The sequence below is a fragment of the Armatimonadota bacterium genome (assembly GCA_016223145.1).
Lineage (GTDB): Bacteria > Armatimonadota > Fimbriimonadia > Fimbriimonadales > Fimbriimonadaceae > Nitrosymbiomonas.
The window spans coordinates 65,169-91,095 of the sequence record JACRPN010000021.1 but is presented as its reverse complement, the minus strand read 5'-3'; the positions used below and the strand labels follow the sequence as shown (position 1 = coordinate 91,095).

The window sequence follows — 25,927 nt, the reverse complement described above, 5'->3', positions numbered from 1 at the left end:
GTCGGAGAGTCGGAGAGTGGGTGAGACGGAGACAGGGGAAGGGGAGAAACGGTGAGTCGGTGAGGCGATGACTCCCTCTCCCCTCGTGGGAGAGGGTCGGTGCCTGCCCCGGTTCCTTCGGCGAACAAAGTGAACGGGGGTGAGGCGGCACCGGGGAAGCCCCTGAATATCGGGTAGCGTTCGCAACATGGTCATTCCCATCTCCATCCAGCTCTACACCGTCCGCAACGAGATGGCGAACAGCAACCACCTGTCCATCCTCGGGCGCATCGCCAGGATTGGCTACAAGGCGGTCGAAAGCGGTCCCGGCTCCGGGATGAACGCGGCTCAGTTTCGCAATGCAGTCGACCAATTCGGGATGCAGGTCTCAGCCTATAGCTGCGCCTTTCCGACCCCCGAGACCCTTCAGGAGACCATTGACACCGCCAAGATCCTGGGCACGGACCTCTTGATGGCGGGCTTTTGGATTCCCGACTACGAGAGCGTCGAGGCGATCAAGCGCACCGCCGAGAAGGTCAACGCCGTGCTGCCCGGGCTGGAGGCCGCTGGGCTCACCATGTGCCTGCACAACCACTGGTTCGAATTCCAACCGGTCGAGGGGAGGCTGGCGATCGAGTGGCTGTTGGACGATTGCCCCAACCTCAAGCTGGAGATGGACGTGTATTGGGCGGCGGCGTTCGGGGCGAACGATCCCGCGGCCATGCTGGCGAAGTACGCAGACCGCACCCCTATGATCCACGTGAAGGATGGACCGCTGGTCCAGGGCCAGCCGCATCAGGCGGTCGGGGCAGGCAAGCAGGACATCGGCGCGATCATGGCGGCCGCCGACCCGAGCGTGCTGCGCTGGGCGACGGTCGAACTCGACGAATGCGCGACCGACATGATGCAAGCCGTCGAGGAGAGCTACAAGTATCTGGTGCAGGGCGGGTTCTGCACCGGGAACCGCTAACCTCCGTCCCCATCCCTATCTCGATCCTCGTCCTCCTCACCCCCGAAGCCGCCGCCACCGCCGGCTTCGGCTTTGCCCCGAACCGCGATCGCCTTCAGACCCTTCGCCGTCGCCAGCTTGTTGAAGTCGGCGAGCTCCTTCGTCGTGAAGCCCTTGAAGAGGTCGAGCTGAGTCTTCAGCAGCTTGGTGAGCATCGCGTAGACCTCGCGCGACTGTGCCGTCGGCGCGTGGTTGTTGCCCTGCACCACGCCGAGCAGCGCCGCTAGCTTGTTGTTCAGCTTGATCGGGTAGTTCAGGGGGTCCTGCCCGGCGCGGTTCTTCACCTGGTAAAGCTCTTCCTCGACCGCCGAGAGCGCGGCCGAAAGGCGGTTGCCAGCGAGCTTCAGGTCCCCATCGTCCTTCGAGTCGGTGATCGCCTGCGTGATGTCCGCCTTCAGGTTGCGGATCTGCACCACGGTGTCGTTGGCCTCGTTCACCCGCTCGACGATCTGGCGCGCGAACTTGGTCCGCTCCTGAAGGTCGGCCTCGGAGCAGGACCACCGGGGATCCTGCATCGCGTGGATCGTGGTCTCGCCGGCCTCAGTCCAATCCTTGCCTGCCCCGTCCTTGCCCTTTGCGGTGACCTTCACCTTGTAGGTTCCAGGTGGAATGGGTACGCCGCCGCCGGTACCGAACCAGAAGATCATGTTCGGAAAGCTGCGGTAACCAGGGTAGTTCACCGTGCTGATCGTCGCGCGCTGGAAGCCCTTTTCCGTCGGGGCCGAATTCGAGCGCCCAATCAAGACTCCGTCCCTATCGAACATCTCTATCGTGACCGAGTCGGCTTTGTCGTTGAGCTGATAGCCCACGACGAGTCCGCGCATCGGGTTCTCACCCATCTCCTCATTCGCGTCGGAGGCAGGTTGAGAACCTGCCCCACGGGGACCGCGCCGGCCGCCACCGCCGCCCATCACCGCGTCGCGCGGGTTGAAGACGAACAGGCGCTGCGCCTTGCGCTTGGCGTCGTCGAGCTGCCGGAGCGGCGAGATGTCGTCGAGGATCCAGAATGCGCGCCCGTGCGTGGCGGCCACCAGGTCGTCATCCTTGATCGTCAGGTCGTGAATCGGCGTATTCGGCAGGTTGATCTTGAGGGGCTGCCACGACAGGCCGTCGTTCCAGGTGACGAACACGCCGCGCTCTGTGCCCGCAAAGAGCAGGCCCTTGCGCTTCGGGTCCTCGCGCACCACGCGCACAAACCACTCGCGCGGGATGCCGTTGACCCTGCGCTCCCAAGTCTTGCCGTAGTCGTGCGTCACATAGACGTAGGGCGCCCTGTCGTCGTTCTGAAAGTTGTTCGCCGCCAGGAACGCCGAGCCGGCATCGTGCGGTGAAGCCTCGATCATGCTGCACCGCACCCACTCGGGGAGACCCTTGGGGGTTACGTTCGTCCAAGACCGCCCGCCATTGCGGGTGACGTGGACGAGTCCATCGTCTGATCCAGCCCAAAGCACGCCCTTCTGGACGGGCGACTCGGCCAATGTAAAGACCGTTCCATACACCTCCACGCCGGTGTTGTCCTTGGTGATCGGTCCGCCGGAGGATTGCAGGGTTTTGGGGTCGTTTCGGGTCAGGTCCGGGCTGATCTTCTTCCAGGATTGGCCCAGATCTGTTGACTCGAGCACGAACTGACTGCACGTATAAAGCTTGTTAGGGTTGTGGGGCGAGAAGAGGATCGGGAAGGTCCATTGGAATCGCTGAACCGAGTCAATGGCGCCGTGGCCCATCGGGTTGTCGGGCCAAGGGTCCGCCTGACGGCGGTCGCCGGTCCTGTGGTTGATCATGGAAAGGTCGCCGCTGTAGTTGCCGCCGAAGACAATGTCGGGGTCGTCGGGCTTGACGGCGTGATAGCCGCTCTCGCCACCGGCGGTTCCCTCCCAGTCCGTTCGCCCGATCCCGAACCCGAAGGTTCGGCTGGCGATGCGGATGGAGCTGTTGTCTTGCTGGGCTCCATAGACTCGGTACGGATAGAAGCTGTCGGTCGTAACGTGATAGAACTGTGCGGTCGGCATATCCTGCGCCGTCCATGTGCGGCCAGCATCCTTCGTGACTGAGGCGCCCCCGTCATTCCCGCTGATCCAAATCTTGGGATCGTTCGGGTTGATCCAAAGATCGTGGTTGTCGCTGTGAGGCGGGCTAAACCCCGTAAAGGTCTTGCCGCCGTTAGTGGACTTGCCCGCGCCGACATTCAGGACGTACATCGTCTGCTCGTCCTTCGGGTCGGCGTAGACGTGGCTGTAGTACCAGGCCCGCTGGCGGTAGTTGCGGTTGTCGCTGGTGAGGGCCCAGGTCGCGCCGCCGTCGGTGCTGGTGAACAGGCCGCCGTCCAGCGCTTCGACGCTTGCGTAGAGCCGCTGGGGGTTCGCGGGCGAAACGGCGATGCCGATGCGTCCAAGCACGCCCTTGGGGAGCCCTGGATTTGCCGAGAGGTCGGTCCAGGTCTTGCCGCCGTCGGTGGACTTGAAGATCTTGGAGCCCGGCCCTCCGCTGCTCAAGGTGTAAGGAGTCCTATAGACCTCCCAGGTTGCGGCGTAAAGAACCTCCGGGTTCTTGGCATCCATGCAGAGGTCCACGGCGCCGGCCTTGTCGCTGACGAAGAGCACTTGCTTCCAGGTCTTGCCGCCGTCGGTAGTCTTGTAGACTCCGCGCTCCTTGTTGGGCCCGAAAATGTGCCCGAGCGCCGCCACATAGACGATGTCTGGATTCGTGGGGTGAATGCGGATGCGGGTTGCAGTTTGGGTCTCACGAAGGCCCATATGGGTCCACGACTTGCCCGCATCGGTGGACTTGTAAACCCCCTCGCCCACCGTGATGTTGCCGCGCACGCAGCCCTCGCCCGTACCCGCCCACACGATGTCCGGGTCGCTCTCGGAGACCTGCAGCGCGCCAATGGTGGACGACTCGAAGAAGCCGTCCGAGACGCACTTCCAGGTGTCGCCGCTGTCGCTAGATTTCCAGACGCCGCCGCCCGTCGCGCCCATGTAGAACTCGGTTGGGCGCGAGGTCACGCCGGCCACGGCGATCGAACGGCCACCGCGGAAGGGGCCGATCAAGCGCCACTTGAGGTTGGCGAAGGTCAGGCTATCGACCGTTTGAGCGGCCGAGGCGGCGGCGATGGCGACTAAGAGCAGGCTGGCTGCGAGGGCAAAGGCTCGTTGACGCATAGAGTTGGCTCCGGGACTGCAGATCGTCACGACGAAGTATGCCACGCAAGACCTCTACTGCGGTCTTCTTTCCCATTCGACCTCTTGCAGATAGGAGAGGGGAGGCGAAAGAACGATGTGGTTTCCCGGGCCTTTGAGACTCCACGCGGACTCCCGGATCTCGAGGTTCTTGAGCCTCTCGCCTTCCAGAGCACGGTAAAGGTTGAGGGTCAATGTGTCGCCTTCGAGACGGTAGCTCCCTTGCACAATTGTCTCGGACGGGCTCTTGCAGGAGGCGCGGAGTTCTGCGGCCGGTCGCAATTCGATTCGGCACTCTTTGTATCGCGTGCCCGGCAGGTCGCCGTACCACACGCCCTGGATGGTTCGGCCCGAGCAGCCCGATATTGCGATGAAACAGGCGCCTGCGAGGGCCAACGTAGGGTACAAGCCTCGCATGGCGGACACGATACCCCCGCTCTACGAAGACCTTCTGTTCCCCGCCGCGCCGGAGGATCGGCCATACGTGTTCACCAACATGGTGATGACGCTGGATGGCAAGACGGTGTCCGGCTCGCGCGAGGAGGCGGTGATGGACCTTGGATCGCCGGCAGACCACGCGGCCATGCGCCAAATCCAGGCCGCCGCCGATGCGGTGATGATCGGCGCAGGAACGCTCAGGGCGACCAAGGGCATTTGGTTTCCAACTCACTTGGTGCGGGTGGTGGTAACCCGGTCGGGGCAGGTGCCTCTGGGATCCCGGTTTTTCACCGACGTGCCTGAAAAGGCGATCATCGCCGGTGGGGAGGCCAGGGCTCTGGAAAGGCAGCCCAAGAGCCTGCCCCACGGGGTGATGCACTTTCCCTCAGTTGATGGAGAGCTCGATCTCCGCGGCTTGCTTCGGTTCTTGAGGGTCGAGCGGGGTGTCGCAAGGCTACTGGTGGAGGGCGGAAGCGAACTCAACGGGGAGCTGTTTGGCCTTGGAGTGGTCGACGAGCTGTTCCTGACGCTGGCGCCGAGGGTGAAGCTGGGTAGAACCACCCCGACGTATGCGGGAGGCGAGCCTTTGCCGCGCGGGCATCTACAGAACTTCGAACTGATTTCGGAGTGCCGAGTCGGGGATGAGTTGTTCTTGCGGTATCGAAGAAAGTCGTAACCTCAGGTCCAAAACTTGCGTTCGATGATTCCCGGCCGATGTGGCGCACGCACCTCTTGGCGTCCTGTTCGCAGGCTAAAGACCTGCGGCCACGCGTAATAACGCACATCTGGCATCCTGCTGCCGTAGTACTCTCTTGAATCTATGTCCGCCCGACGCATCACCTCCAAACCGCTTGCGCCGAGCACCTATCTCTTTCGAAATTGGGGCCGGACGGTTCCCCTGGTCGCCGTTATCTTGCTCGCGGTGCTGCTGATCGCGGGGATCGTCGCGATGATGGATTCCATCCCGCTCTCCATCCGAACCACCTACAGCTACTCCAAATTCATGCTGGCCGTGAGTACGCGCGGCGACGTTACCTCTCTTCCCAAGATCCGGAGGGGAATTGAGACGCACGCGCCGGTACCCATCGATCGAGTTCTGACCTGCAGGGCCACCAGCGCTGTGGTCAAGAGCATCGTGGGCAAGTGGCCCTTTGCCGTACTGGGTTTGGCTCCCGACGACCTTCGCTACTACCTCGAAAGGGTGGGGATGACCGAGCTCAAGGGGCGGTACCCGGAAGCCGGCATGCCCGAGTGCGTGATCAGCGAGCCGGTGGCAACCAACCTCAAGCTCAAGATCGGAGACGCTCTCTTGAGCCCCACCGAGAGGGAGCGCTATTCGCCGTATGCGGTCAAGGTGGTCGGCATCGCGAAAACTCAAAGCTGGGTCATGCTCGCCGACACCACCTACCTCCAGCTCAACCACCTCCCGCCCCTTGAGTACCTCCTTGTGTTCGCGGGCAATCGTGTAGACCAGGAGAAGCTCGACCGCTGGGCGGAACGGGCCTTCAAGGGCGAGCGGGTGCAGCTCTACGCCTATCATCTTCTGGAGAAGGACACCCGCGAGATGTTCAACACGCTCTACAAGATCCTCGACCTCGTTATCGGGATCTTGGTGCTCGTGATTACGGTGATGATGGCAATGCTGATGAACATCTACCAGTCGCAGCGGCTGGTGGAGTTTGGGTTGCTGCAAGCCATTGGCTACACCCGGAGGCAGCTCTTGAGCCGGATGTTTCGCGAGACCCTGTGGGTGATGCTGGGAGGTTGGGTGCTGGGTGTTCTTGGCGCGTACGGGATGCTCAACGCGATCAAGGCTGTCGTGATGGACCCCAATGCCTATGCGCTGGATGTGCTGAACCAGGGCGCCTTTATATACACGATCCCCGTCCCTGTTGCCGTGTTGCTGGCGGGAACCACGACGGTGTTCCTTCGGTTTCGCAAGTTCGACCCGGTGGCCATCGTTGAAAGGAGGCTCGTTTGATCCTATCGGAGAGGGCCAGCCTTCGGTACGAGGATCACGGGCGGGAGGTCTTCGCCTGCCGCGATCTGGATCTTCAGATCGAGAGCAAGGAGTTCGTCGGCATCCTTGGACCCTCAGGCTCTGGAAAGTCTTCGCTTCTCTACCTGCTCAGTGGGCTCAAGACGCCAACCTCCGGGAGGATCACCTACGACGGGCAATGCCTGGCAGCTATGCCGGAGGTCGAGCGAAGCCGCTTGAGGCTGAGGGAGTTTGGCTTCGTATTTCAGCAGCCGTTCTTGCTGGGTTACTTGAGTGCGCTTGAGAACGTCGTGTTGGCGTCCCCTCCAAAGGGGAGGGCCGTAGCCGCCGGGCCTGCCCCGATGAATCGGGGTTTCGTACCGGCGCAGGCGGAGTTCTCGCAGAGGTCGCAGGGTAGCGCAGCGGATGCCGAGGGGGTGTCTGGGCGCTCCGTGGCGGCGAATTCACCAGAGGAACGGGCGCGTGAACTCCTCGAAGTCCTTGGCTTGGGCGGGAAAGCACACCGGCTGCCCCACGAGCTCAGCGTCGGCGAGCGTCAAAGGGTCTGTGTGGCGAGGGCGCTTCTGGGGGACCCCAAGGTGATTTTCGCCGACGAGCCCACCGCCGCCCTCGACCACAAGACCGGGGAACAGGTCGTGGCGCTCCTGAACGAGCACCGGGGTGAGGGGTCGCTGGTGATGGTGACGCACGACGAGTCGATGCTCTCCGCCGCCGACCGGGTTCTGAGGATTGTGGAGGGGAGATTGGTAGATCCTTGACGGAAGTGGTGCAAGGCTCCATAGATTTCATAATCAAATTTGATGGGGTCCGGCACATCAGGAAGGTGGCGATCAGGAATCACTGGCTTCGCGCTGACATCTCTTGCGGTGCTTCTCATCGTCTTCGGATTGAATGCGGCGGGACATGGCCGAGTTTCCGGCGGATACGTGATTTGGGTGATCTTCTACTCGGGGGTAGTGATCCTCGGAAGCATAGGCGCCGGACTGGTGTTGAAAGCTCTACGAAAATGAGCCGATGAGCCTCATTTGTGGACAACTGGCCGCCCCATTGGCCCGAACCCATAAATCCAATTCGCGATTCCATCCGTCCCCTCTACTGGAACACAGGACGTGGACCATGGATGCAATCGACGGAAACCTCTGGGAATGGAATCTCGCGCGGATCGTGGTCGTGGATGTGACCGATGATTACCGCCTCATGCTCGGGCCGATGCCCTCGGAGTTCTATCCGGTGCTGAAGGAGGTGTGGGTCCCCCGGCTCCAACTCTCCGACGCGCTGCAATCGGATGACCTTGTGACGGGCTACCTCTACGATTGGCACGAATCGCCGAATGAGGAAAAGGGAAGCTGGTACGTGGGCGTCGTCAATTCCTCGCTGACGAAAGAACTGATTGTGTAAGTCTGTTGGTGCTGTGGTGTTCGGGTTTTCAGGTTTTCAGGATAGAGCCCTTAAACTCAGCTTCCGAACACCTGAACACCTGAGCACCTGAGCACCCGTCACCGCACCCGATCCGCAATCGTCCTTCGGATCATCGCTTCGGCGATTTCGTCCGCAGTGGGGTTATAGGTCCCAGCGTCGATCCGGGCTTTCAGTTCGGTGATGAAGTCTTCTCGGTCCGGCATCTCGTTGACGCGGCGCGCCAGCTCCTTCACGAACTGGGGGTCGATCTCATAGGTGGGTTCGTCGATCCCGTCGGCGATCGAGTCGATGTCGGCAACGAGAGAGGCCTGCTTTTGCAGGATACGTTGTACTTCGGCGTCTGATATGCGCATGGCTTGCTCCACGGCAGCCCACGATCTCAGACAGGCAACCCGGCTTTCTCGGAACGGTGAGAAGGGTGAATCTGGTGAGATTGGTGAGAGTTGATTCCGGAGTTCCGGACGATTCTCACGATTCTCACCACTCTCACAATCCTCACAAGGCTCCAGAGACCCTAGGCTTTGCGTGAGCGGGGTTACCCCCGTCGTGCCCTGTTTCTGTTTGAGCGGAGTGCTCCTACATCAGTAAATGACGGCAGGTTGGAGAGAGATCTTTAGGGCGATTTTGTGAGAATCGCAAGAGTGGTGAGAGTTGTTCTGAGTCTTCACCCACACCTCATGTCGCTCCCCATTGAAGACCTGACCCCAAGGCAGATTGTCGCGGCCCTCGACAAGTACATCGTCGGGCAAGATGCCGCCAAGCGTGCCGTGGCAGTCGCCCTGCGCAATCGCTACCGTCGCCAGCAGCTCCCCCAGGAAGAACGGGAGGATATTCTGCCCAAAAACATCCTGATGATCGGCCCCACGGGCGTCGGAAAGACCGAAATCGCCCGGCGCCTTGCCCAGCTCGCGCGCGCGCCATTCGTCAAGGTCGAGGCCACCAAGTTCACCGAGGTCGGCTATGTAGGCCGCGATGTGGAATCCATGATTCGCGACCTTGCCGCAGCAGCGGTAAGGCTCGTTGAACGAGAGAAGATCGAGGCGATCCGCCCCGAAGCCGAGCGCCGTGCTCTTGAGACGCTTGCCGACCTGCTGGTGGACGCCTCTCCCGATCGGCCAAAGAAGCGCAAGCGTCCGGCGGAGCTGGACAACCCGATCGTCAAGCAGGCCTTCGCCATCTTTGGCTCCAAGATGCAGGACGACTATCCGGAAGAGGATGAGGAAGTCGATTCCGAAAGCTATGAGGAAGCCGAAAAGCGTAGAGCCGCGCTTCGTAAGCGGCTGCTCAAGCAGCTTCAGGGCAAGGCGCTTGATGACAAGGTCGTCGAGGTGGAGGTCGAGGAGCCGAGCAGCCCGTTTGTGCAGGTGTTCAGTCCGCAAGGGCTGGAGGAGATGGGCCTGGATGTGGGAGGGATGTCGAGTCCTTTCCAGTCGCGCCGTTCGACTCGAAAGGTGACGGTCGCCGAAGCCAAGGAGGTTTTGTTCCAGCAGGAAGCCCAGAAGATGGTGGACCGGCAGGGCGTGCATCGGGAGGCCGTGCAGCGCGCCGAGCAGACAGGCATCGTGTTCATCGACGAGATTGACAAGGTGGCGGGGAAGTCGGGCGGATCGGGGCCGGATGTGAGCCGCGAGGGCGTGCAGCGCGACATGCTGCCGATCATCGAAGGTTCGACGGTGGCCAGCAAGTTTGGGCCGGTGCGGACGGACCACATCTTGTTCATCTGCGCCGGGGCGTTCCACATGAGCAAGCCAAGCGACTTGATCCCGGAATTGCAGGGCCGGCTGCCGATCCGTGTGGAGCTTGAGAACCTCACGGAAGACGATTTCCGGCGGATCCTGCGCGAGCCGCAGAACGCCCTGACCACCCAATATTCGAAGCTGTTGAAGGCCGACGGGGTCTCGCTGACGTTCACGGAGAAGGCCCTCGATGAGATCGCGCGGATCGCAGTGGAGGTGAACAGCAAGACCGAGAACATCGGGGCGCGGCGGCTTCACACCGTCATGGAGCGGCTGCTGGAGGACCTGATGTTCGACGCTCCCGAGGGCGCGGCGAAGAAGGTGGAGATCGACGACGCGAAGGTTCGCGAGCGGCTGGCGAAGCTATCCCAGGACGTCGATTTGAGCCGGTATATCCTCTGAGGCGAGAGGCGAGAAACGATTGACAAGATGCAGTTGGCGCTAGACTTCAGGCTGAGACCGATCAGGTTTTCTTCTGGGAAAGCTTGGACCAGAAGAGCAGCAAAACGATTGCACAGGTTAGAAGTCCTCTTACCCCAGAATCGACACGTCCGCCAACCAGGTCAGGAAGGCTGAGACCAAGAATGCCGATGGCGCAGGCCAATAAGAGCCACACCTCGGCCCGGTGACTCATACGCAGTCTCACGCCATTACCTCTGCATTCTCGGCCATCGAGACTCTCCATACTCTGAGGTTGTTCAGTATTCTTTGGCAACGTTGTCCCAACGGCTCGGGCTGTCCGGCAGCCCAAGGCCTTGCCCCATAGGTGATGTTCGCCGTCGGCAAGATCAGCCACGAACTTTATGCGCCAACATTAACCTGAAGCGCCCACATAGCTTCGGGCATGCGAGAGCTCCTTCGGCAAGATCGATCGGACCTGGCTCGCCGATACGGTTGCCACCGCGACTGTCTCTCCGTCAAGCGCAACGAACTCGACCTCGTAGCCAGCGCTGCCCCGATGGATGAGCACGACAGTCCCCACGTCGCCTGCCACCAAGCCGTGTTCGGGCAGTGCTTTGGTCAGCACCACCCGATCCAACTCCTTAATTCGATGACCTTTCGACATGGCTCCTCCTATCTTAGTCTATTCCGTCTGCGGCTTTCGAGCGAGCGGATGCGCCGTCACCAGCCTCGGTATCTCCTCATCTCTTTCGACGAACCACACGACCCTCACGTTCGGCATGTCGCCGGTCGGAGTATTCAGGACACCGTCAATGGTGTACTTGGTCCCGAAGGGTGTTGTCTCGATCTTCGAGACTTCGTGCACCCGAGCATGCTCCTTGAGCGCCGCGAGCAAAACCATCCACATATCAGATTTGAATCCAAATTGCTCGAAAAAGAGCGCTTTGCTTCTTCCGTCCTTGTGCTCTTTACTCAAGAGGTAATGGCGCACTTTGGCTTCCGGTATCTCGGCCACTTCGGCGTGTGGTAACAGCATGGTGGAGGGTTCAATTGTATGCTCATAGAGGAGGCAGGATTCCTCACTCACCAAGGTTGTCGCTCACGTGCCGGTATCGGGATTCTCCCATCGGCTTACGCAGCAAGATGGCTCCTTCCGGCCTTAGGCCTTCTTCCGGCTCATAGCCGTCGATCCTTGAGGCCGTTTCCTTTAGGGCGCTCTCCCAAATGCTCTGCAGCATGGCAATTCCCTCCTCCGGGGTCTTGCCGGCAAGCTCCAGAGCCGAGAGCTTCTTGTGAAGGGAATCCGACAGGTTCGGGTCTGCCGCGACGAACGCGCTGACTTTGCTGGTCCGATAGTCGCCGTCGTAATCCATCACGGCGAACTGATCGTCTTCAGGCGCCGTCCCGACCTCGCCAAACAGGCTCGAGGCCACGATCGGCGCGGAGGAAAAGTCTGCAAAAGCCCGCTTGATCGGAGCGCTGATCGCGTTCATCAGGCGGTGCAAGGTCACATCCTCTTCACTGTGCGCGTAGCCTTCTCGATGGCAGAAGTCTATGGCTGCGAGTCGGACCGCCTCGATGTCGGATTGCTGTCCGATGGCGCCCATGATGAGCCGGTCATACACCTCGAAGACCTTCCTCGACTGCCTGCGAAGCGTGAACATCAGCACGCCGGCATCGCACGAAGCGGCGATCACCGGGGTTCCTAGCGCGAGCTTGCTTTCAATGAACTGCGCTCGATGCCCGATCGCTTCCTGCCAGTCGTACGGCGTGTACATCGTTCCTGTTATACGCCTTTGGCGATGGCGCTTGCGCAGGCACTGGCCTCCATAGGCGCAATTGCCGGGCACAAAGTGTCCGGCGATGCGGAATAGGGCTGTGGGGCACATTCGATCCCGTTTTCAGCTGGGAAGGCCGGCCTGTTGATTCGGGTTTGGGCCTCCGAACATACCCTTAGGAGAACTTGTGCATGATCGGTCTCTACACCAAGCTGGGCGAGCTGCTCATTGAGCGCGGCTCGATCACGAACCTTCAACTTCAGGTAGCCCTCGCGGCGCAGCAGACCTGCCGACGGCGGTTGGGCGAAATCCTGGTTGAACGCGGGTTCGTGACTGAATTTGAAATTGCCGAAGCGCTCGCCGACCAATACGGTTACGCGTTCGTCGACGCCGCGACGCTCGAACCGATGTCCGAAGCCCTTCAGTGCATTTCGCCCGAGATGGCGATGAGACACATGGTTCTTCCGGTTTCCGCCACCGAAGGCGTCATGTTTTGCGCGATCTGCGACCCGCTGGACGTTTATGGCACCGATGTGGCGACGATGCTCTCTGGGCACCGCATCAAGCTTGCCGTCGCGACAGAGTCGTCGCTCCGCGAGGCGATCGCCAAGGCCTACGGCCTGAGCGTCGAGCCTGAGGCAACGCCCATTGAGACGCCGCTGCCCGAGCGGTTCGAGAACGTCAAGCGCCGACGGCAGATCGGCACGAGCGTGCAGTACGACGCCGTCGACAGCGTCCTGAGCCGCGCCGTCACACTGATCGGCGATATGGAGACCGCAGAGGTCCTCCGACGCGCCAAGAAGCTCGCTTCCGTCTCGTCGGACTGGATCGCGGAGGTCTACGATTTCTTTGAGTTCAACGGGTTTGGGTGGGTTGTGATGCCGCGCCTTGAGGGCGAGAACCTGGGCTTGATGATCCGCACGCGCGGCCCCCGGTCAGCCGTGGAGTCCGCCCAGATCGTCGCCCGCATGGCGGAGGTCAGCGATCAGCTTCTCCGCGCCACAAGCGGCTGCGGGTTGATCCACGCCAGCAACATTCTAGTCACAGCGAACGGGCCGCTTCTGGCCCCGTTCTGGGGCGCTCCCAGCGTCGAAGGCGACGAGATGGTCGAGGTGGCGGCGCTAGGGTCGCTGCTGCGGGAGTGCCTGACCGGGCTTTCGAGCGGCAGCCAGGCCGCCGCGCTCCTTGAGGCGCTGCCCCAAAAGCTCCGAGAGACGATGGAGCGATGCGACCCTTCAAACCCCGACAGGTTCGCTGCAGCCGTACAAGTGGCCCAGGCCCTGGCCTCCTGTACCTGGCAGGTTTCCACCCAGGCTGGGAGTTCGGCGGCCTACGATCGCGATGCCCTGCTCGAACAGTCCACCAACGTCATTCAGCCGTCGCGGTCGTTCTGGTCGCGACTGTTTGGCCGAAGGGAGGCCGCATGAAAACGATTGCGATTACGAGCGGCAAGGGCGGCGTCGGCAAGACCAGCATCTCCACGAACCTCGGCATCACGCTTTCTCAGTCGGGGAAGCGCGTCGTACTCTTCGACGCGGACCTCGGCCTTGCGAACCTCGACGTCATGCTTGGCACGAAGCCTGCCCACACCCTGGAGCAGGTGCTCGCAGGGCAGGTGCGGCTCATCGAATCCATGGCGGAAGGCCCAGCCGGCGTCAAATTCATCGCGGGAGGCTCGGGCGTCGAGTCCTTGGTCAACCTGGACCAACGGCACCTCAACACCTTCTTGAGCGAGCTCAGCGATCTTGAAGCTCAGACGGACTTCTTGATCTTCGACACCGGCGCCGGGATCGACCAGAATGTCATGGCCTTTCTGCAGGCCGCAGACGAGGTCTTGCTGGTGGTCACACCAGACCCGAGCAGCATGGTGGACGCCTATGCCACCGCGAAGGTTCTCTGGGGCCATACGCCGAACGCGAAGGTCCGAGTGATCGTGAACTTGGCGACGGACGAATCGGAGGCCCGATCGGTATACGCCAAGCTTTACTCCATCGCGAACCAATTTTTGGGCAAGTCGTTCGACATGGCGGGCTTCGTGCGGATGGACCCTCAGGCCGCCGCCTGCACACGGCAGAGAAAGCCTTTTGCGCTGGCGAACCCGACCGGCGCGGCCTCTCGCGACGTGGCGCGCCTCGCCGCCGCCGTGGCGGGAACCGCAAGCCAGGCGCCCGCTCAGAAGACGAGCCTGGCCGACAGGTTCCTCGGCGTGTTCGGGTTCGGCGCGAAGCGCGCGGCCTAGTCCGGCGAATCCTGGCGGAATGGTCGGAAACAGCCGGGGACTTGGCCTGAATCTGTGGCAGTCCTTGGCGGAGAATTGACCGCTAATGGTCCCGCTTGTGGCGTAACTTTGGGGTCAGGAAAGCGTATCATGCTAGGAGTCTGTCTCGGAGAAACGACATTGAAAGCCCGCGTTTGTGCCCTCTTGATCCTGCTGATCGCTTCGGCGATCGGCTTGGGGCAGGCTGTTTCTGGAAGCCAGGGCAAGGGGCCGGAATCGGATGCCTACGGTCCCGGCCAGAATGTCGCGGACATCTTGCGGGAGGTTGCAGGCGCGGATGGCGCGTTCATCGCGGCGGCGATGCTCGACCCCAAAAAGCACCAAGCCGATGATCTTTCCAAGCTTTTGGTCTATCCCACCGACGGCGTTGTGATCGTTTCGCTCACGGGCAGCCAGGTTCGGCAGGCGTTCGAGCGTTCGCTGTCGCTCTATCCTCAGCCCTACTGGGGGTTCCTCCAGATTTCGGGCTTTGAGGTCGTATTCAACCCCGAAGGGGCGGCCAACCAGCGCGTGAAGTCGATCACGGCGAGCGGACAGCGCCTGGACGACCTCAAAAACTATCAGGTCGCGATGCCCATCGGGCTCGCTCGCGGCGGGTACGGTTATTTCAAAATATGGAACGAGCAAAAGATCGTCTCAACCGTCGCGGACATGACCGTCGAGAAGGCGGCCGCAGGAAAGAAAGCCGCCGATACGAAGCCGCGTTGGGTGGCTCAGTCGTCCTCGTTCTAGCGGCTGCGGTCTTTCTGGGTGCTGCCTGCGGCGCCACGCCTGCCTCGTCGAAAGGCATCACGCCCGCCCCTGGCCAGCCATCAGGCGAGTTTTCAACGGAGTCCGAGTTCAATTTCCCCGCCGGACAGGCTCCCCCCAAACCCAAGATCGACTATGCCTTCGATCAGAAGAAGGCTTGGGACCACCTGATCAAACAGTGCGATTTCGGCCCGCGCGTGCCCGGAACCGAGCAGCACAAGAAGTGCCGCGACTTCATTCAGGACGAACTCAAGAAGTCGTGTGGTAACGTGCGCCTGCAGGAGCTGACCCACAAATGGTCCGAAGACGGGAAGACCTACACGATGTGGAACATCCTCGGCGAGCAGAATTGGAAGGACGCCAAGGTGCGAGTCGTTTTGCTGGCGCACTGGGACACTCGGCCGCACGCCCCCTATGACGCCGTCGAAGCGAACCAAAAGAAGCCGATCCTTGGCGCGAACGATGGTGCGAGCGGTGTCGCCGTGCTGCTGGAACTGGCGAGGGCGATGAAGGATCGGTTGCCCAAGGACCTTGGAGTTCTCTTTCTGATGACCGACGGCGAGGACCTCGGACCCGAGCTTGAGGAGATGTTCATCGGCGCCAAGTACTTTGCCAAGAACTTGCCAAACCCGAAGCCACACTACGGAATTCTGCTCGACATGATCGGGGACAGGGACCTTGCGGTTCCAGTCGAGCCGAACAGCTACAACAACGCGACCGACCTCGTTCAAACGTTTTATCGCGTGGTGCGGAATGCAGGATTCTCGGCGGCGTTTCCAAGCCGTTGGGGACCGACGATCGAGGATGACCACCTCCCGCTGATCGAGGCCGGGGTGCCGACGATGGACCTCATCGACTTCGACTACGGCCCGAACCACTCGTGGTGGCATTCGACGGCCGATACTCCCGACAAGTGCTCGGCGAACTCGCTCGGCACCATCGGGAAGGCTCTGGAAACCTGGCTGCTTCAGTCGCCGGTCTGGAAACGGGCGTCCTGGTAGTTACGAAAGTCAGGCGCCTGTGGCTTTACACGAGACAATCCCCCTGCGCACTCGCTAAAATGGGCCATGTCTGCATGGTTGTCCACGGCGCTTGCCGCCATGTCGTTCGGAACGCCTCAGCCCGCACAGTTGCCGCCGGGGGCCATCGTTCTCTTCAATGGGACCGACACTTCGGCGTGGAGGCACCGCAATACGAACGAGCCGTTTGGATGGAAGGTCGAGAACGGCGAGATGATCGTCACAGCCGGAAAGCCGGACATCATGACGAAGCAGGAGTTTGGGGACTTTAGGCTGCATTTGGAGTTCTGGTTGCCTCTGATGGCCGACGCCAAGGACCAGGGCAGGGCGAACAGCGGGGTCTATAGCCAGGGCCGGTACGAGATTCAGATTTTGGACAATTGGAACAACAAAACCTACGCGAACGGCGGCATCGGGGCGATCTACGGACAGAAGGACCCCGACAAAGACGCGATTGTGCCGCCGGAGTGGTGGAACACCTACGATATTGTGTTCCGATCGGCCCGGCTGGACAGCGCTGGGAAGCTGCTTGAGAAGCCTCGCATCTCGGTCTGGCACAACGGCATTCGGATCCACAACAACGTGGAGATCCAGAAGTCCACGACGGCAGGGATCGAAGGTCCGTGGGTGGATAAGGGGCCGATCCTGATTCAGAACCACGGAAACCCCATCCACTTTCGAAACATCTGGATTGTGCCGACAAGCGACTAGCCGTCCTGATCCTCGGGCTTACAGACTCGCGTGCTGGCCCAGAGAACCCGCGCCCTTCCACACGGTGCCGAAATAGCGATGGGGCGGATGCGATTGGGCGCTTAGCGACTTATTCCGCTTGCGCCCTGTTTGTGAGCTGGATCGCAAAAAGATGCGGGAAGCTATCAGAAAGATCCGGGAATCTATACTATTTTTCGGATGAAAAGTGCCCAAGACTCGGCGTAATATGATTGCGACCTGTTCCGGAAGCCTGGCGAATTGCATTTTCGCCTATTGCTGCGGTCTATAGGGGGTCGGGATATGAGGACAAATCTCTGTCGGGGATTACTTCTCTGTTGCCTAACAGCTGCTACCTTGCCGTTCGCGATGGCAGGCGATCGGATCAGGGCATGGCGCGAGGCCGTCGAGTCCTGGAATGCCGGCGACCTGTCGTACTGGATGATTGAGCACACATACGGTGAGAAGCCATCAATCACCAATTGGCATGTGCAGCTAAAATACAGAGGCAACGATGAACTATGCGTCAGGACGCCTCTGGATGCTAGCCTCAGGGAGCGAGCCGAGCTGCCACCGATGATCGATATCTTTGCTGACGAGAGGTCCGTTTCCATTGGCGTCAATCCAGAGGATCCGAATGGGGCTGTTAGCGCAGCAATTGGCAATCGCCGACATTCGAGCCGGTCACCGATCGAGACATTCTTGCGCTTTGGGTCGGGATCCCTTATTGATGCTATTGGGCCGCGGCCAACTGTGATGCGGCTCAAGAACGGCGGCGAGCGCCTTACTGCTCGACTTCCTCGCGAGCGTTTGCTGGAAGTCGAATTTGCCTCTCAAAAGACACCTGATGTCGTTCGGGTCGGCCGGTCCGGGCCAAACGACGTCGTGTTGGAACATAGGGTCATTTCGCGCTTAGGGAGTGGTTTCCCTGAGAAGGTCGAGTTCAAGTCGTATCATAGGAGCGATCCGGGAAAACCTCTTTATGCATGTACGTTGGTCGTGGACAAGGTTAGTTTCAGGCCGGTTGATGGTAGGGCGTTTGAACCTGCCTTTCCGCCTGGGTCCACAATCGGACTGATCGAGGAGGGAAAGCATTACTTGGTACAGCCGGACGGATCGTGGAAATTGGTTGAGGTCTCGGATAAGGCACAAAATGAGCAACGAAATGCGCCACTGGGTTGGGGTCTGATCGTGCTTGGATCGGCACTGGGTGTTTGTGTAGTGGGGATTTCGGCGCGCAGACTTGGATTTCGACTAAGGTCGTGACCGGGTGTCGGGAGCTTATTGCGCTAAGAAATCGGCCGTGGTGAGGGGTAGCGCCGTATCGGCGGGGGTGAGCTTGCCGAGGACGGGGTGATAGGGGAAGACCCTCTGCGCCAGGAAGGCCGTGTGGCCGTCTCGATCCTGTGCCACACCAATCAGCGTCACGTAAGGTGAGCACACGATGGCGTGCCCATCCCGCCGGTACGTGGCGTCGAAGCAAGTCACATTCAGGAGCCCCGTTTCGTCTTCCAGGTCGAAAAACACCACGCGCTTTCCGCTGGGCGTCGGTGGGAAGCGCAGCCGGATCGGGTTGCCGACGACGATCGTTTTGCGGCCGGGTGCGAGAGATTTCGCTTCAAGGCAGGTGATCCCGCCACGGTTTCGTACTCGCTCCCGTTCAAACGCCATCAGGTGCCGCTCGACGTCGAGGCCCAGGAGACTGCGCTCAAAGACCGCCTTCTCAGCTTCTGAGAAGTCCTCGATGCCTGTGGGGAGTTCGGGTTCGGGGAAGGAGAGGGGGAGGGGAATTTCGGATTTACGATTTGAGATTGACGGTTTACGACGTGCTGGGGTGTTCAGGTTCTCGGGTGTTGGGTTTTCAGGCCGGACCGGAAGACCTGACAACCCGACCACCTGAGAACCACTTCTCTTTATTCGCGCATCGTGCATCGCCCCGTGCAATTCCGCGAACTCTATCGCGCTTGGGATTGCCCAGAGCAGGGCTCGGCGGTTGGGATGCAGGGAGTCCAGCGCACCGCAAAGGATGAGGTTCTCAAGCTCGTCACGGTCGGGTCGGACGCGCAGGACGAAGTCGAAGAAGGAAAAGAACTGGTGAGGATGGTGAGAGTGGTGAGAGTGGTGAGGATTGTACGCATGGTGAGAGTCGTTCCGGAGACAACTCTCACCACTCTCACCATACATACAATTCTCACCATCCCCATCACCTCTGGTGATCCTCTCCCTTGTCTCCTTTGATAGCCCTTGCACGCGCATGAGTCCAACCCGGATCGCGGCGTTGGGCAGCACGATCTTCGGATCCATGTCCGACTTCACGTCTTCGACCGAATAGGTGACCTGGCTTAGGTTCACATCTGGAGGGAGCATCTTCACACCGCGAATGCGTGCCTCGTTGCAGAGCGTGCTCTCGCCGTAATAGCCCGCCGGCTGGGCGGTCAGCAGGGCCGCGAAATACTCGGCGGGGAAGTTCTGCTGGCAATAGATGGAGCGGATGGAAATCTCAGCGAACGCGAGGGCATGGCCCTGGGCGAACCCATAGCCCTTAAAACCCGAGACGTAATCGTAGACCTGCTCCGCAACGGACGCGCTGAAGCCGTTCGAGAGCACTTTGGCCACGATCTGCTCCTTCATTTGCCGGCCGTAATCTTCACTTCGGCGCTTGTGGATCGCCTCGCGCATGTCCTCGGCCTCGCCGCTGGTGTAGCCACAGAAGGTCTGCAAGAGTTGGTCGACCTGCTCCTGAAACACGATGATCCCGTAGGTCAGTCCCAGAATGCGCTCCAGTTCGGGGTGCTCGAAGGAGTAGGGCTTGCCCCGCCGCCGGGCGATCAGTTCGTTGATCTTGACGGCGCCGCCGACCCCCGGGCGGATGCCCGCTTGAACCAAGCTCGCGTCGTGCAGGTCTTGGGTTCTCAGGCGAATGTGTGCCTGGCGCATGGCGGGCGATGCGGATTGCGGGATGCCGATGAGTTCCCCCGAGCGCATGGCGCGGTAGGTTTCCTCATCGTCGGTGGGGAGGCGCTCAACGCTGAAATCGGCGTAGGGATGGTGTTGGGTGTTGGGTGCTGGGTGCTGGGGGGAGGGAATCGGTGCCGGCGTCATTCCGAGCGAAGCGAGGAATCTGCTGTGACTCTCCCCTGAAACAGACTTTATTTGACTATCGCAAAGAGGATGACGATCAGATTCCTCGCTTCGCGATGCCTCGGACCTCGGGCATCGGACCTCAGACCTCGCTCTCAGCCGTATGCGCTCTTGGGTTCCCGAAAGCACGTCCTGGCCGCGCAGGCAGAGGATGTCGAACTTGTCGAAGAAGTGCTTGGCCGAGCGTTTGTCCCACTGGATGATGGGGAAGAGGGGGGAGGAAGTGGTGTTCAGGTTTTGGGTGCTCAGGTGCTCAGGGGCGAGATGTCTATCGTCAGAGTGGGCAATAGCTGCTGAATAATCCTGAAAACCTGAAAACCTGAAAACCTGATCACCATTACTCGGGATCCGCTCCATGGAAAACGGTGAGGCGCTCCAGAGGAGCGGGGCGGTCTCGCGGATCGGGCGGCTGGAGAGCAGCAGGCCGCTCGAGTGGGAGCGCATGTTGCGCGGGATGTCCATCAGCCTCTCCGAGAGTTCAAAGACCCAGCGGAACCGCTCTTTGGGAATCCCCGAACCCGCCAATTCGGGCCTGCTGGTGAGCGCCGATTCAAGCTGGTCGGGAGGGATTCCCCCGTGCACTTTCTTGGCCAGGAACCCGATGGTTTCGTTGGGTAGTCCCAGCGCTTTGCCGACTTCCCGGATGATGCCACGCGTGCAATAAGCACCGATGGCGGAGATGCCGGCAACCCTGTCCTCGCCGTACTTGCGAGCGAAATAGAGCCTGACGTCGTCGCGTCGCCGCGCCTCGAAGTCGACGTCGATATCCGGGCGCTTGCTGCCATCTGCGGGCAGGAATCGGTCGAAGTGGAGGTTGTGCTTGAAGGCGTCGATGCGCGAGAGCCCCAGGCAATACGCGACGGCGGAATCCACCACCGACCCCCGTCCGCTGAACTGGATGCCCTGCTCGCGAGCCCAATTGCAGGCGTCCCAAATCGCGAGAAAGTGGTCGGCGAAGTTGAGCGCGTTGATGCGGGAAAGCTCCTGCTCGATGCGCCTTTTGAGCCTGGGCTGCATCGTCCCATAGTGCTGGTGAGCCCCCGCCAACGTGATTTCCCTCAATGCGTGGCAGGGGTCCGGGAAGATTTCGGGCAGACGGGTGCGCCCTGGCAGCACGTCGTCCTCGCAGCGATCCGCGATACGGAGGGTGTTTTCGAGAAGGTCCGGACGGTCGACGAAGAGGCGCGTCATCTCGGCTGGGGTTCTCAGGTAGCGCTCGGCGTTGATGGCTCGCTCGGGGCGCGGGTCGAGTTGAGGCTGGCTGGCTTCCCGCTGGAGCTTGCGCCCGATGATCTCGTCGACGGTGCACAGCGTCTCGGCGCAGACGAGCATGTCCTGGGCGGGGAAGTGTTGCGGCCTTGCGTGGGTGATGCAACCCCCCGCTACGGGCAGGACTTCGCAGGCCTCCGCCAGTTCGAGCAGGCGGCGGTTGGCGACGATCTGCCAGGGCAGATAGCTCATCTCGATTTCGATGGCGACGTTCGAGCGCCCGTAGATCTCGCAAAGCCGCTCGACAAGTTTTTGCGCTTCTGGGAGTTGGCCTTGAACAAGCAAGCGATCCAGCGGACCGATGTCACCTCCGGTCAGGCAGATCAGATCGCGGCTGTAACGTTGCAGACGGGACCAAGTGGCCATGGGGAACTGCCTGGGCTCATCCAGATGGCACGCGGAAAGCAGCTCCGAGAGGCTCTGGTAGCCCACCTTGGTTTTGGCGATGAGCACCAGCCAGCCGCCCTCGGGCAGTTGGACGCTGGCACCGACCAGGGGTTTGATGCCGGAGGCTTTTGACCGCTTGACGAACTCGACGCAGCCCGTGAGTGCGAACGGATCGGCGATGGCAGCCACCTTGATGCCGGCCGCAGCACAAATGAGCGGGATTTCCTCGGCGAGCATGGTGCCCCGGCCAAAGGCGTATCCGGTGTAGAGGTGTAATGGGGCGTAGGGTAGGGTCAGTCGTGTCGTCCCTTCGGGGCTTGGCTCCGATTGGGCGCCACGGTCCAGGGCTTCGCCCTTCGCTCCAGCAGGTCGGCCCTTTGGTCTCGGCAATGCTCCTCTGGAGTTGCGCTCTAGAGGTTTTGTCGAGTTCGAGACGCTATGTAGTTTCGAGGTTCTGATCGCGTGTTGCGGGCTCAGTTCGGTGAGCGTTCCGAGCCTTCTGGCGCGGCCTACCTCTTTTCGTGAGACGCCATAGGGGGTCAGTGCTTCACCGATGGAGAGGGTTTCTTCCTTTTTGCGTTCACGAGGTGATTGCATTCCCCCCTCACCCGGTTCACTTCGTTCACCGACCTCTCCCCGATGGGGCGAGGTGGGATTCCGTCCCTTTGTCCCTTCGTCCCTTTGTCCCTGTTTCCCCTCGGGACCCGGACCTCGGACCTGAGACCTCGGACCCATTCCCCCCTCACCCGGTTCACTTCGTTCACCGACCTCTCCCCGATGGGGCGAGGTGGCTTCATCCTCCAAAATCCTCTCTTTGGGGATGAGGCCGCAGGCTTTGGCGACCTTCTCGTCGCGCGTCTTCTTCAGGCGCAGGTTCCATTCGTCGTGGTAGTCCTGATCCTCGGGCTTGGGTGGCGTCGAACGGAACTGGCCGATGCTGGGTCCCTCCCTAGACTTCTCACGCCGAATGCCTCGCCCATCGAGATAACGCGCAAACTCAAGCTGTGGGGCGCCGGACCACCACTCGCCGGTTTCGCGCCATCGCGCCAGAAGCGTGTTGTCAGGCGGTTGCTTGCGGTCTTTGGGATCCATCTTTACACCCAGCCCGTCGCTTCCTTCCAGGCTTTCAGTACCCTTTCGCGCCTCGTTAGGGGGAGAGAGGCGCCGCTCTGAATGGCGCGGTCGCCAAAGCTCGTGCGGATGGACCGAAACGCGTTGCCGAGGTGCAGCGCTTGGACCGTAGAGGCGGTTCGGCCGCCGAGTTCGTACTGCTCCTTCTGCGCGGGTTCGAGTTTGTCGATCCTTACTGAGATCCGCACGATAGGCTGCTGAAACCGTTCCCCCGTGAGGAGCCGGATCGCCATGATCGCGCTTGCAAGGTTGGAAATGGGCTTGGCGAAGACCCTTTGTCGGGGTTCCAACTTGCCGTCTTCGTATTCGATCTCAAGTTGAAGGTGGTAGCTGACGGCGTCCCGCCGCATCAGCATGCCGGCGACGCGTTGGCCGAGATCGCGCAGGCCTCGATCCAGGGTCTCAGGCGAATCGGTTCCCCCCTCAAAGGCGACTGCCGCCAACACGCGCGCCTTGGGATACACCGCAGCGACGGGCTCCGATATGCCGCCCCTCGATGCAGCGTGGATCAGGGGTGCGTGCTCCGCGAACTGCTCCTTGAGCACCCGCATGGGGATGCGCTGCACTTCGCCGATCGTGCGGTAGCCCAGGAAGCCTATCCGCTGCCGATGCTCGGGGAGCACCGGCAACAGGCAATCGGTGGGGAACGCCGCAAGGAACTCCGACGGGCGCTCGATGGCTTCACACGCCGTGACCCGCCATTCAGGGCTGCCGACATCGAGGCTCAGGCGCTCGGTGGCCAGTAGCGCAACCCATTTGCACCGGGATAGCCCGACTCGAGAGCCCATGTAGCCGTTGTCCTTGAGACTCAAGGCGAGCTGCTCGGCGATATCGAAGGGGTCGGGGTGCGCTGAGATGTCGAGATAAGCCCCATGCTGCCGGTCGGGCTCGACGACGTCGGTAAACCGGCAACACGCGTCCAGCCAGGCCTCCTGATGGGCTCGAAACAGATCCTCTTCCCATGCGATGCAGACTCCAGAGTTGGATTTGAGCAGGATTTTCGCTTCCTGCAGGCGCATGCCTGGCGCGATGCCGAGAGACAGCGCCTCGGAGCTCGCTTCAAGAACGGCCTTGTCTTTGTGAACGATGAATGGCCGGCCCTGAAGATCCGGTCGGGATTCGGCAAGGCTTGAAGCATAGAAATGAAGCAGACGCACATAAACAATATAGTGCATATATGTCTACTATTATAGGGCATGTTGGCGCATTTGCCAAGGCCAATTGCCGGTCATTTTTGCTACATTTTCCCCATGCCCCATGAGCTGCCGTTTCGCGAGCGCCTCGCCTCAAGCGTCCACGAAGCTGCGCTCGCGCTTATGGGTTGCATCCTTGTTCGCGAGGAACTCTCGGCGAAGATCGTCGAGGTCGAGGCGTACCGAGGAGGCGATGACCCTGGCTGCCACGCGTTCCGCGGAATAACGCCCCGAAACCGCGTGATGTTCGGTCCAGCGGGATACGCCTACACTTACTTCACCTATGGAAACCACTGGATGCTGAACGTGGTTGCCGGACCCGAAGGGGAGGGTTCCGCCGTGCTGATCCGCGCGGCTCAGCCTCTCACAGGACTTGAGCTCATGGCCCAGCGGCGTCCAAAGTGCAAGGGCGAGACCGACCTTCTCAGCGGTCCCGGGAAGCTCGCCGCGGCCTTTGGTGTCACCGGTAAAGACTACGGGATCGACCTGCTCGATCCCGCTTCACTCCTGAGGATCGTGCCAGGGGAGCGCCCATCTCGGCTCCTCTTTGGGCCGCGGGTCGGCCTTTCGCCAGGCAAGGGAGACGGCCATCTTTGGAGGCTCGCCGATTCGGGCGCTCTGAAGTGGGTCTCCCGGCCCCACTCCGGGCTGGACCCGCTTGAAGCTATCGCCGCGTTTCGGGCTACTCCGGCGCTGTAGGGCGAGTGGCCAGATAGACTGTCAGAGCTATCCCGATCCCGCCGAGGATGGCCCAGGCATAGGGCTTCTGGGTCAAGGCGGCGGAGATCGCCATACACAGCCAGATGGCCGAAATCGAAACCACCTTGGCCCTGCGGCGCATCGAGCGCCCCTGCTCCCAATCGCGCAACGTGCGCCCGAACAGGCGGTGGTTCAGAAGCCAGGCTTCAAGCGGCGGGCTGCTTCTCTTGAAGGCCCAAAGCGCCATGATAAAGAAAATGGTGGTCGGCCAGACGGGAACGAAGATGCCGATGACCCCCATGGCCACGAACAGCACACCACCACTCAGGTAGAGCGGCCGCCAAAGGGTGCGCGCGAGCGATTGCCCGCGATCCATCGGGGACATGAATCCATAGAACCTCTTCTTGCAAACCGACATTTGCCGCGCATGACGATTGCTGGGCGTTTCTGGCGAAGTTCATGCTCTCCATAGTCGCCCAGGGGATCGCAATGTCAGAGGTAACCTGCTCCCCATGCTTGGACCCTCGATTCCCTCGCCTGGGGCGCGCCTTCGCCAACTCATGGCGGAGGACATCGTAATGCTTCCCGGCGTGTTCAACGCGATCACCGCGAAGGCTGCCCATCGTGCCGGAGCGCAGGGCCTCTACTTGAGCGGGGCGGGCGTGACCAACGGCTTGCTGGCGGTGCCGGACATCGCACTGATCTCCCTGGAAGAGATGGCGCGTCAGGCTCGCTATGTCACTCAGATTGCCCCTCTCCCGGTGATCTCCGATGCCGATACGGGTTTTGGTTCCGCGCTCAGCGTCTCGCGAACGGTCATCGAAATGGAGCAGGCTGGTCTTGCCGGCATCCACATCGAAGACCAGATCAGCCCCAAGCGATGCGGGCACCTGGACGGCAAGGCGCTCATCACGCGGGACGAGATGTGCGCCAAGGTTCGCGCTGCCGTGGACAGCAAGAAGGACCCCTCCTTTTTGATCATCGCTCGGACCGACGCCCGAGGCGTGGAAGGGCTCGATGCGGCCATTGATCGTGCCAAAGCCTATGAAGATGCTGGGGCCGACGCGATCTTCCCCGAGGGGCTGGAATCTGCCTCTGAGTTCGAGGCGTTTCGGAGCGCAGTTTCAGCGCCGCTCTTGGCCAACATGACCGAGTTCGGAAAGACTCCTTTTTTGTCAACTTTTGAGTTCAGGACCCTTGGGTACAATCTTGTAATCTTTCCGATGACCGCCTTCCGGGTCATGTTGAAGGCCGTTGAGGAAACTTACGCCGAACTGGTGCGGACGGGCACACAGGCGGGGATCCTCGACCGGATGCGGACCCGGGCTGAGCTATACGAGACGCTCGAGTACCGAGCCTACAACGACAAGGACCGACGTTGGTCTGGAAGCGCGCATCGAGAGGGGGGTTAGG

The 25,927-nt window shown here is 61.1% G+C and carries 22 protein-coding genes; 13 read left to right on the top strand and 9 right to left on the bottom strand.

The window, feature by feature from the left end; genetic code table 11:
* Positions 1-187: 187 nt before the first annotated feature.
* The gene (locus HZC36_15895) at positions 188-949 is read left to right on the top strand and encodes a sugar phosphate isomerase/epimerase (protein ID MBI5708466.1); all 762 of its coding nucleotides are present in this window, start codon (positions 188-190) and stop codon (positions 947-949) included.
* On the opposite strand, the gene HZC36_15890 is transcribed toward HZC36_15895, so the two are convergent.
* Together HZC36_15890 and HZC36_15885 are read right to left on the bottom strand one after the other, a co-directional pair.
* Complete coding sequence (locus HZC36_15890) at positions 946-4,149, bottom strand: glycosyl hydrolase (protein ID MBI5708465.1); 3,204 nt, start codon at positions 4,147-4,149, stop codon at positions 946-948. The two genes, HZC36_15895 and HZC36_15890, sit on opposite strands and share 4 nt — an antisense overlap.
* Positions 4,150-4,203: 54 nt before the next feature.
* Positions 4,204-4,584, bottom strand: a complete 381-nt coding sequence (locus tag HZC36_15885; GenBank protein ID MBI5708464.1) for a hypothetical protein — start codon at positions 4,582-4,584, stop codon at positions 4,204-4,206.
* Between HZC36_15885 and HZC36_15880 the strand changes: the two genes are divergently transcribed.
* The 4 genes from HZC36_15880 to HZC36_15865 all read left to right on the top strand — a co-directional run bounded on the left by HZC36_15880 (position 4,583) and on the right by HZC36_15865 (position 8,002).
* Entirely contained in the window at positions 4,583-5,281 is a 699-nt protein-coding gene (locus tag HZC36_15880; GenBank protein ID MBI5708463.1) for a RibD family protein, read from the top strand. The genes HZC36_15885 and HZC36_15880 overlap by 2 nt on opposite strands.
* A 144-nt stretch (positions 5,282-5,425) precedes the next feature.
* Positions 5,426-6,586 (top strand): ABC transporter permease, encoded by a 1,161-nt coding sequence (locus tag HZC36_15875; GenBank protein MBI5708462.1) that lies wholly within the window; start codon positions 5,426-5,428, stop codon positions 6,584-6,586.
* The gene (locus HZC36_15870) at positions 6,583-7,362 is read left to right on the top strand and encodes an ATP-binding cassette domain-containing protein (GenBank protein ID MBI5708461.1); all 780 of its coding nucleotides are present in this window, start codon (positions 6,583-6,585) and stop codon (positions 7,360-7,362) included. Before HZC36_15875 ends, HZC36_15870 begins: the two co-directional genes overlap by 4 nt.
* Positions 7,363-7,720: 358 nt before the next feature.
* Positions 7,721-8,002: a hypothetical protein gene (locus HZC36_15865; protein ID MBI5708460.1), complete on the top strand. Its 282-nt coding sequence runs from the start codon at positions 7,721-7,723 to the stop codon at positions 8,000-8,002.
* 98 nt (positions 8,003-8,100) lie between these two features.
* Here the strand turns inward: HZC36_15865 and HZC36_15860 are convergent, their stop codons facing one another.
* Positions 8,101-8,376: a flagellar biosynthesis anti-sigma factor FlgM gene (locus HZC36_15860; protein MBI5708459.1), complete on the bottom strand. Its 276-nt coding sequence runs from the start codon at positions 8,374-8,376 to the stop codon at positions 8,101-8,103.
* Between the two features lie 324 nt (positions 8,377-8,700).
* Between HZC36_15860 and hslU the strand changes: the two genes are divergently transcribed.
* Entirely contained in the window at positions 8,701-10,161 is a 1,461-nt protein-coding gene (gene hslU, locus HZC36_15855; GenBank protein ID MBI5708458.1) for an ATP-dependent protease ATPase subunit HslU, read from the top strand.
* Positions 10,162-10,573: 412 nt separating this feature from the next.
* On the opposite strand, the gene HZC36_15850 is transcribed toward hslU, so the two are convergent.
* From HZC36_15850 to HZC36_15840, 3 genes are read right to left on the bottom strand one after another with little or no spacing between them, the layout of a single operon-like run.
* A complete protein-coding gene (locus HZC36_15850) occupies positions 10,574-10,825 on the bottom strand; it encodes a DUF4926 domain-containing protein (GenBank protein ID MBI5708457.1) in 252 nt (83 codons plus the stop codon).
* 18 nt (positions 10,826-10,843) lie between these two features.
* On the bottom strand, positions 10,844-11,197 hold the full coding sequence (locus tag HZC36_15845) for a hypothetical protein (GenBank protein MBI5708456.1): 354 nt from the start codon (positions 11,195-11,197) through the stop codon (positions 10,844-10,846).
* 43 nt (positions 11,198-11,240) lie between these two features.
* On the bottom strand, positions 11,241-11,939 hold the full coding sequence (locus tag HZC36_15840) for a hypothetical protein (GenBank protein ID MBI5708455.1): 699 nt from the start codon (positions 11,937-11,939) through the stop codon (positions 11,241-11,243).
* A gap of 191 nt (positions 11,940-12,130) precedes the next feature.
* On the opposite strand from HZC36_15840, the gene HZC36_15835 reads away from it, so the two are divergent.
* The 5 genes from HZC36_15835 to HZC36_15815 all read left to right on the top strand — a co-directional run bounded on the left by HZC36_15835 (position 12,131) and on the right by HZC36_15815 (position 16,697).
* The gene (locus tag HZC36_15835; GenBank protein ID MBI5708454.1) at positions 12,131-13,366 is read left to right on the top strand and encodes a hypothetical protein; all 1,236 of its coding nucleotides are present in this window, start codon (positions 12,131-12,133) and stop codon (positions 13,364-13,366) included.
* The gene (locus HZC36_15830; protein MBI5708453.1) at positions 13,363-14,178 is read left to right on the top strand and encodes a MinD/ParA family protein; all 816 of its coding nucleotides are present in this window, start codon (positions 13,363-13,365) and stop codon (positions 14,176-14,178) included. The genes HZC36_15835 and HZC36_15830 overlap by 4 nt, the downstream gene beginning before the upstream one ends.
* A gap of 159 nt (positions 14,179-14,337) precedes the next feature.
* Positions 14,338-14,949, top strand: coding sequence for a 5'-nucleotidase C-terminal domain-containing protein (locus HZC36_15825; protein ID MBI5708452.1), 612 nt, complete (start codon positions 14,338-14,340; stop codon positions 14,947-14,949).
* Entirely contained in the window at positions 14,922-15,968 is a 1,047-nt protein-coding gene (locus HZC36_15820; GenBank protein MBI5708451.1) for a M28 family peptidase, read from the top strand. Before HZC36_15825 ends, HZC36_15820 begins: the two co-directional genes overlap by 28 nt.
* Before the next feature lie 66 nt (positions 15,969-16,034).
* Positions 16,035-16,697: a DUF1080 domain-containing protein gene (locus tag HZC36_15815; protein ID MBI5708450.1), complete on the top strand. Its 663-nt coding sequence runs from the start codon at positions 16,035-16,037 to the stop codon at positions 16,695-16,697.
* A gap of 1,278 nt (positions 16,698-17,975) precedes the next feature.
* On the opposite strand, the gene HZC36_15810 is transcribed toward HZC36_15815, so the two are convergent.
* Together HZC36_15810 and HZC36_15805 are read right to left on the bottom strand one after the other, a co-directional pair.
* Positions 17,976-22,583 (bottom strand): DNA polymerase III subunit alpha, encoded by a 4,608-nt coding sequence (locus HZC36_15810; GenBank protein ID MBI5708449.1) that lies wholly within the window; start codon positions 22,581-22,583, stop codon positions 17,976-17,978.
* A 2-nt stretch (positions 22,584-22,585) separates the two neighbouring features.
* Positions 22,586-23,797: a hypothetical protein gene (locus HZC36_15805; GenBank protein MBI5708448.1), complete on the bottom strand. Its 1,212-nt coding sequence runs from the start codon at positions 23,795-23,797 to the stop codon at positions 22,586-22,588.
* Between the two features lie 75 nt (positions 23,798-23,872).
* Between HZC36_15805 and HZC36_15800 the strand changes: the two genes are divergently transcribed.
* Positions 23,873-24,514, top strand: a complete 642-nt coding sequence (locus HZC36_15800) for a DNA-3-methyladenine glycosylase (protein ID MBI5708447.1) — start codon at positions 23,873-23,875, stop codon at positions 24,512-24,514.
* Here HZC36_15800 and HZC36_15795 read toward each other — a convergent pair.
* Positions 24,498-24,932 (bottom strand): YbaN family protein, encoded by a 435-nt coding sequence (locus HZC36_15795; GenBank protein ID MBI5708446.1) that lies wholly within the window; start codon positions 24,930-24,932, stop codon positions 24,498-24,500. The genes HZC36_15800 and HZC36_15795 overlap by 17 nt on opposite strands.
* Positions 24,933-25,026: 94 nt before the next feature.
* On the opposite strand from HZC36_15795, the gene prpB reads away from it, so the two are divergent.
* A complete protein-coding gene (prpB, locus tag HZC36_15790) occupies positions 25,027-25,926 on the top strand; it encodes a methylisocitrate lyase (GenBank protein ID MBI5708445.1) in 900 nt (299 codons plus the stop codon).
* The last annotated feature ends 1 nt before the right edge of the window (position 25,927 follow it).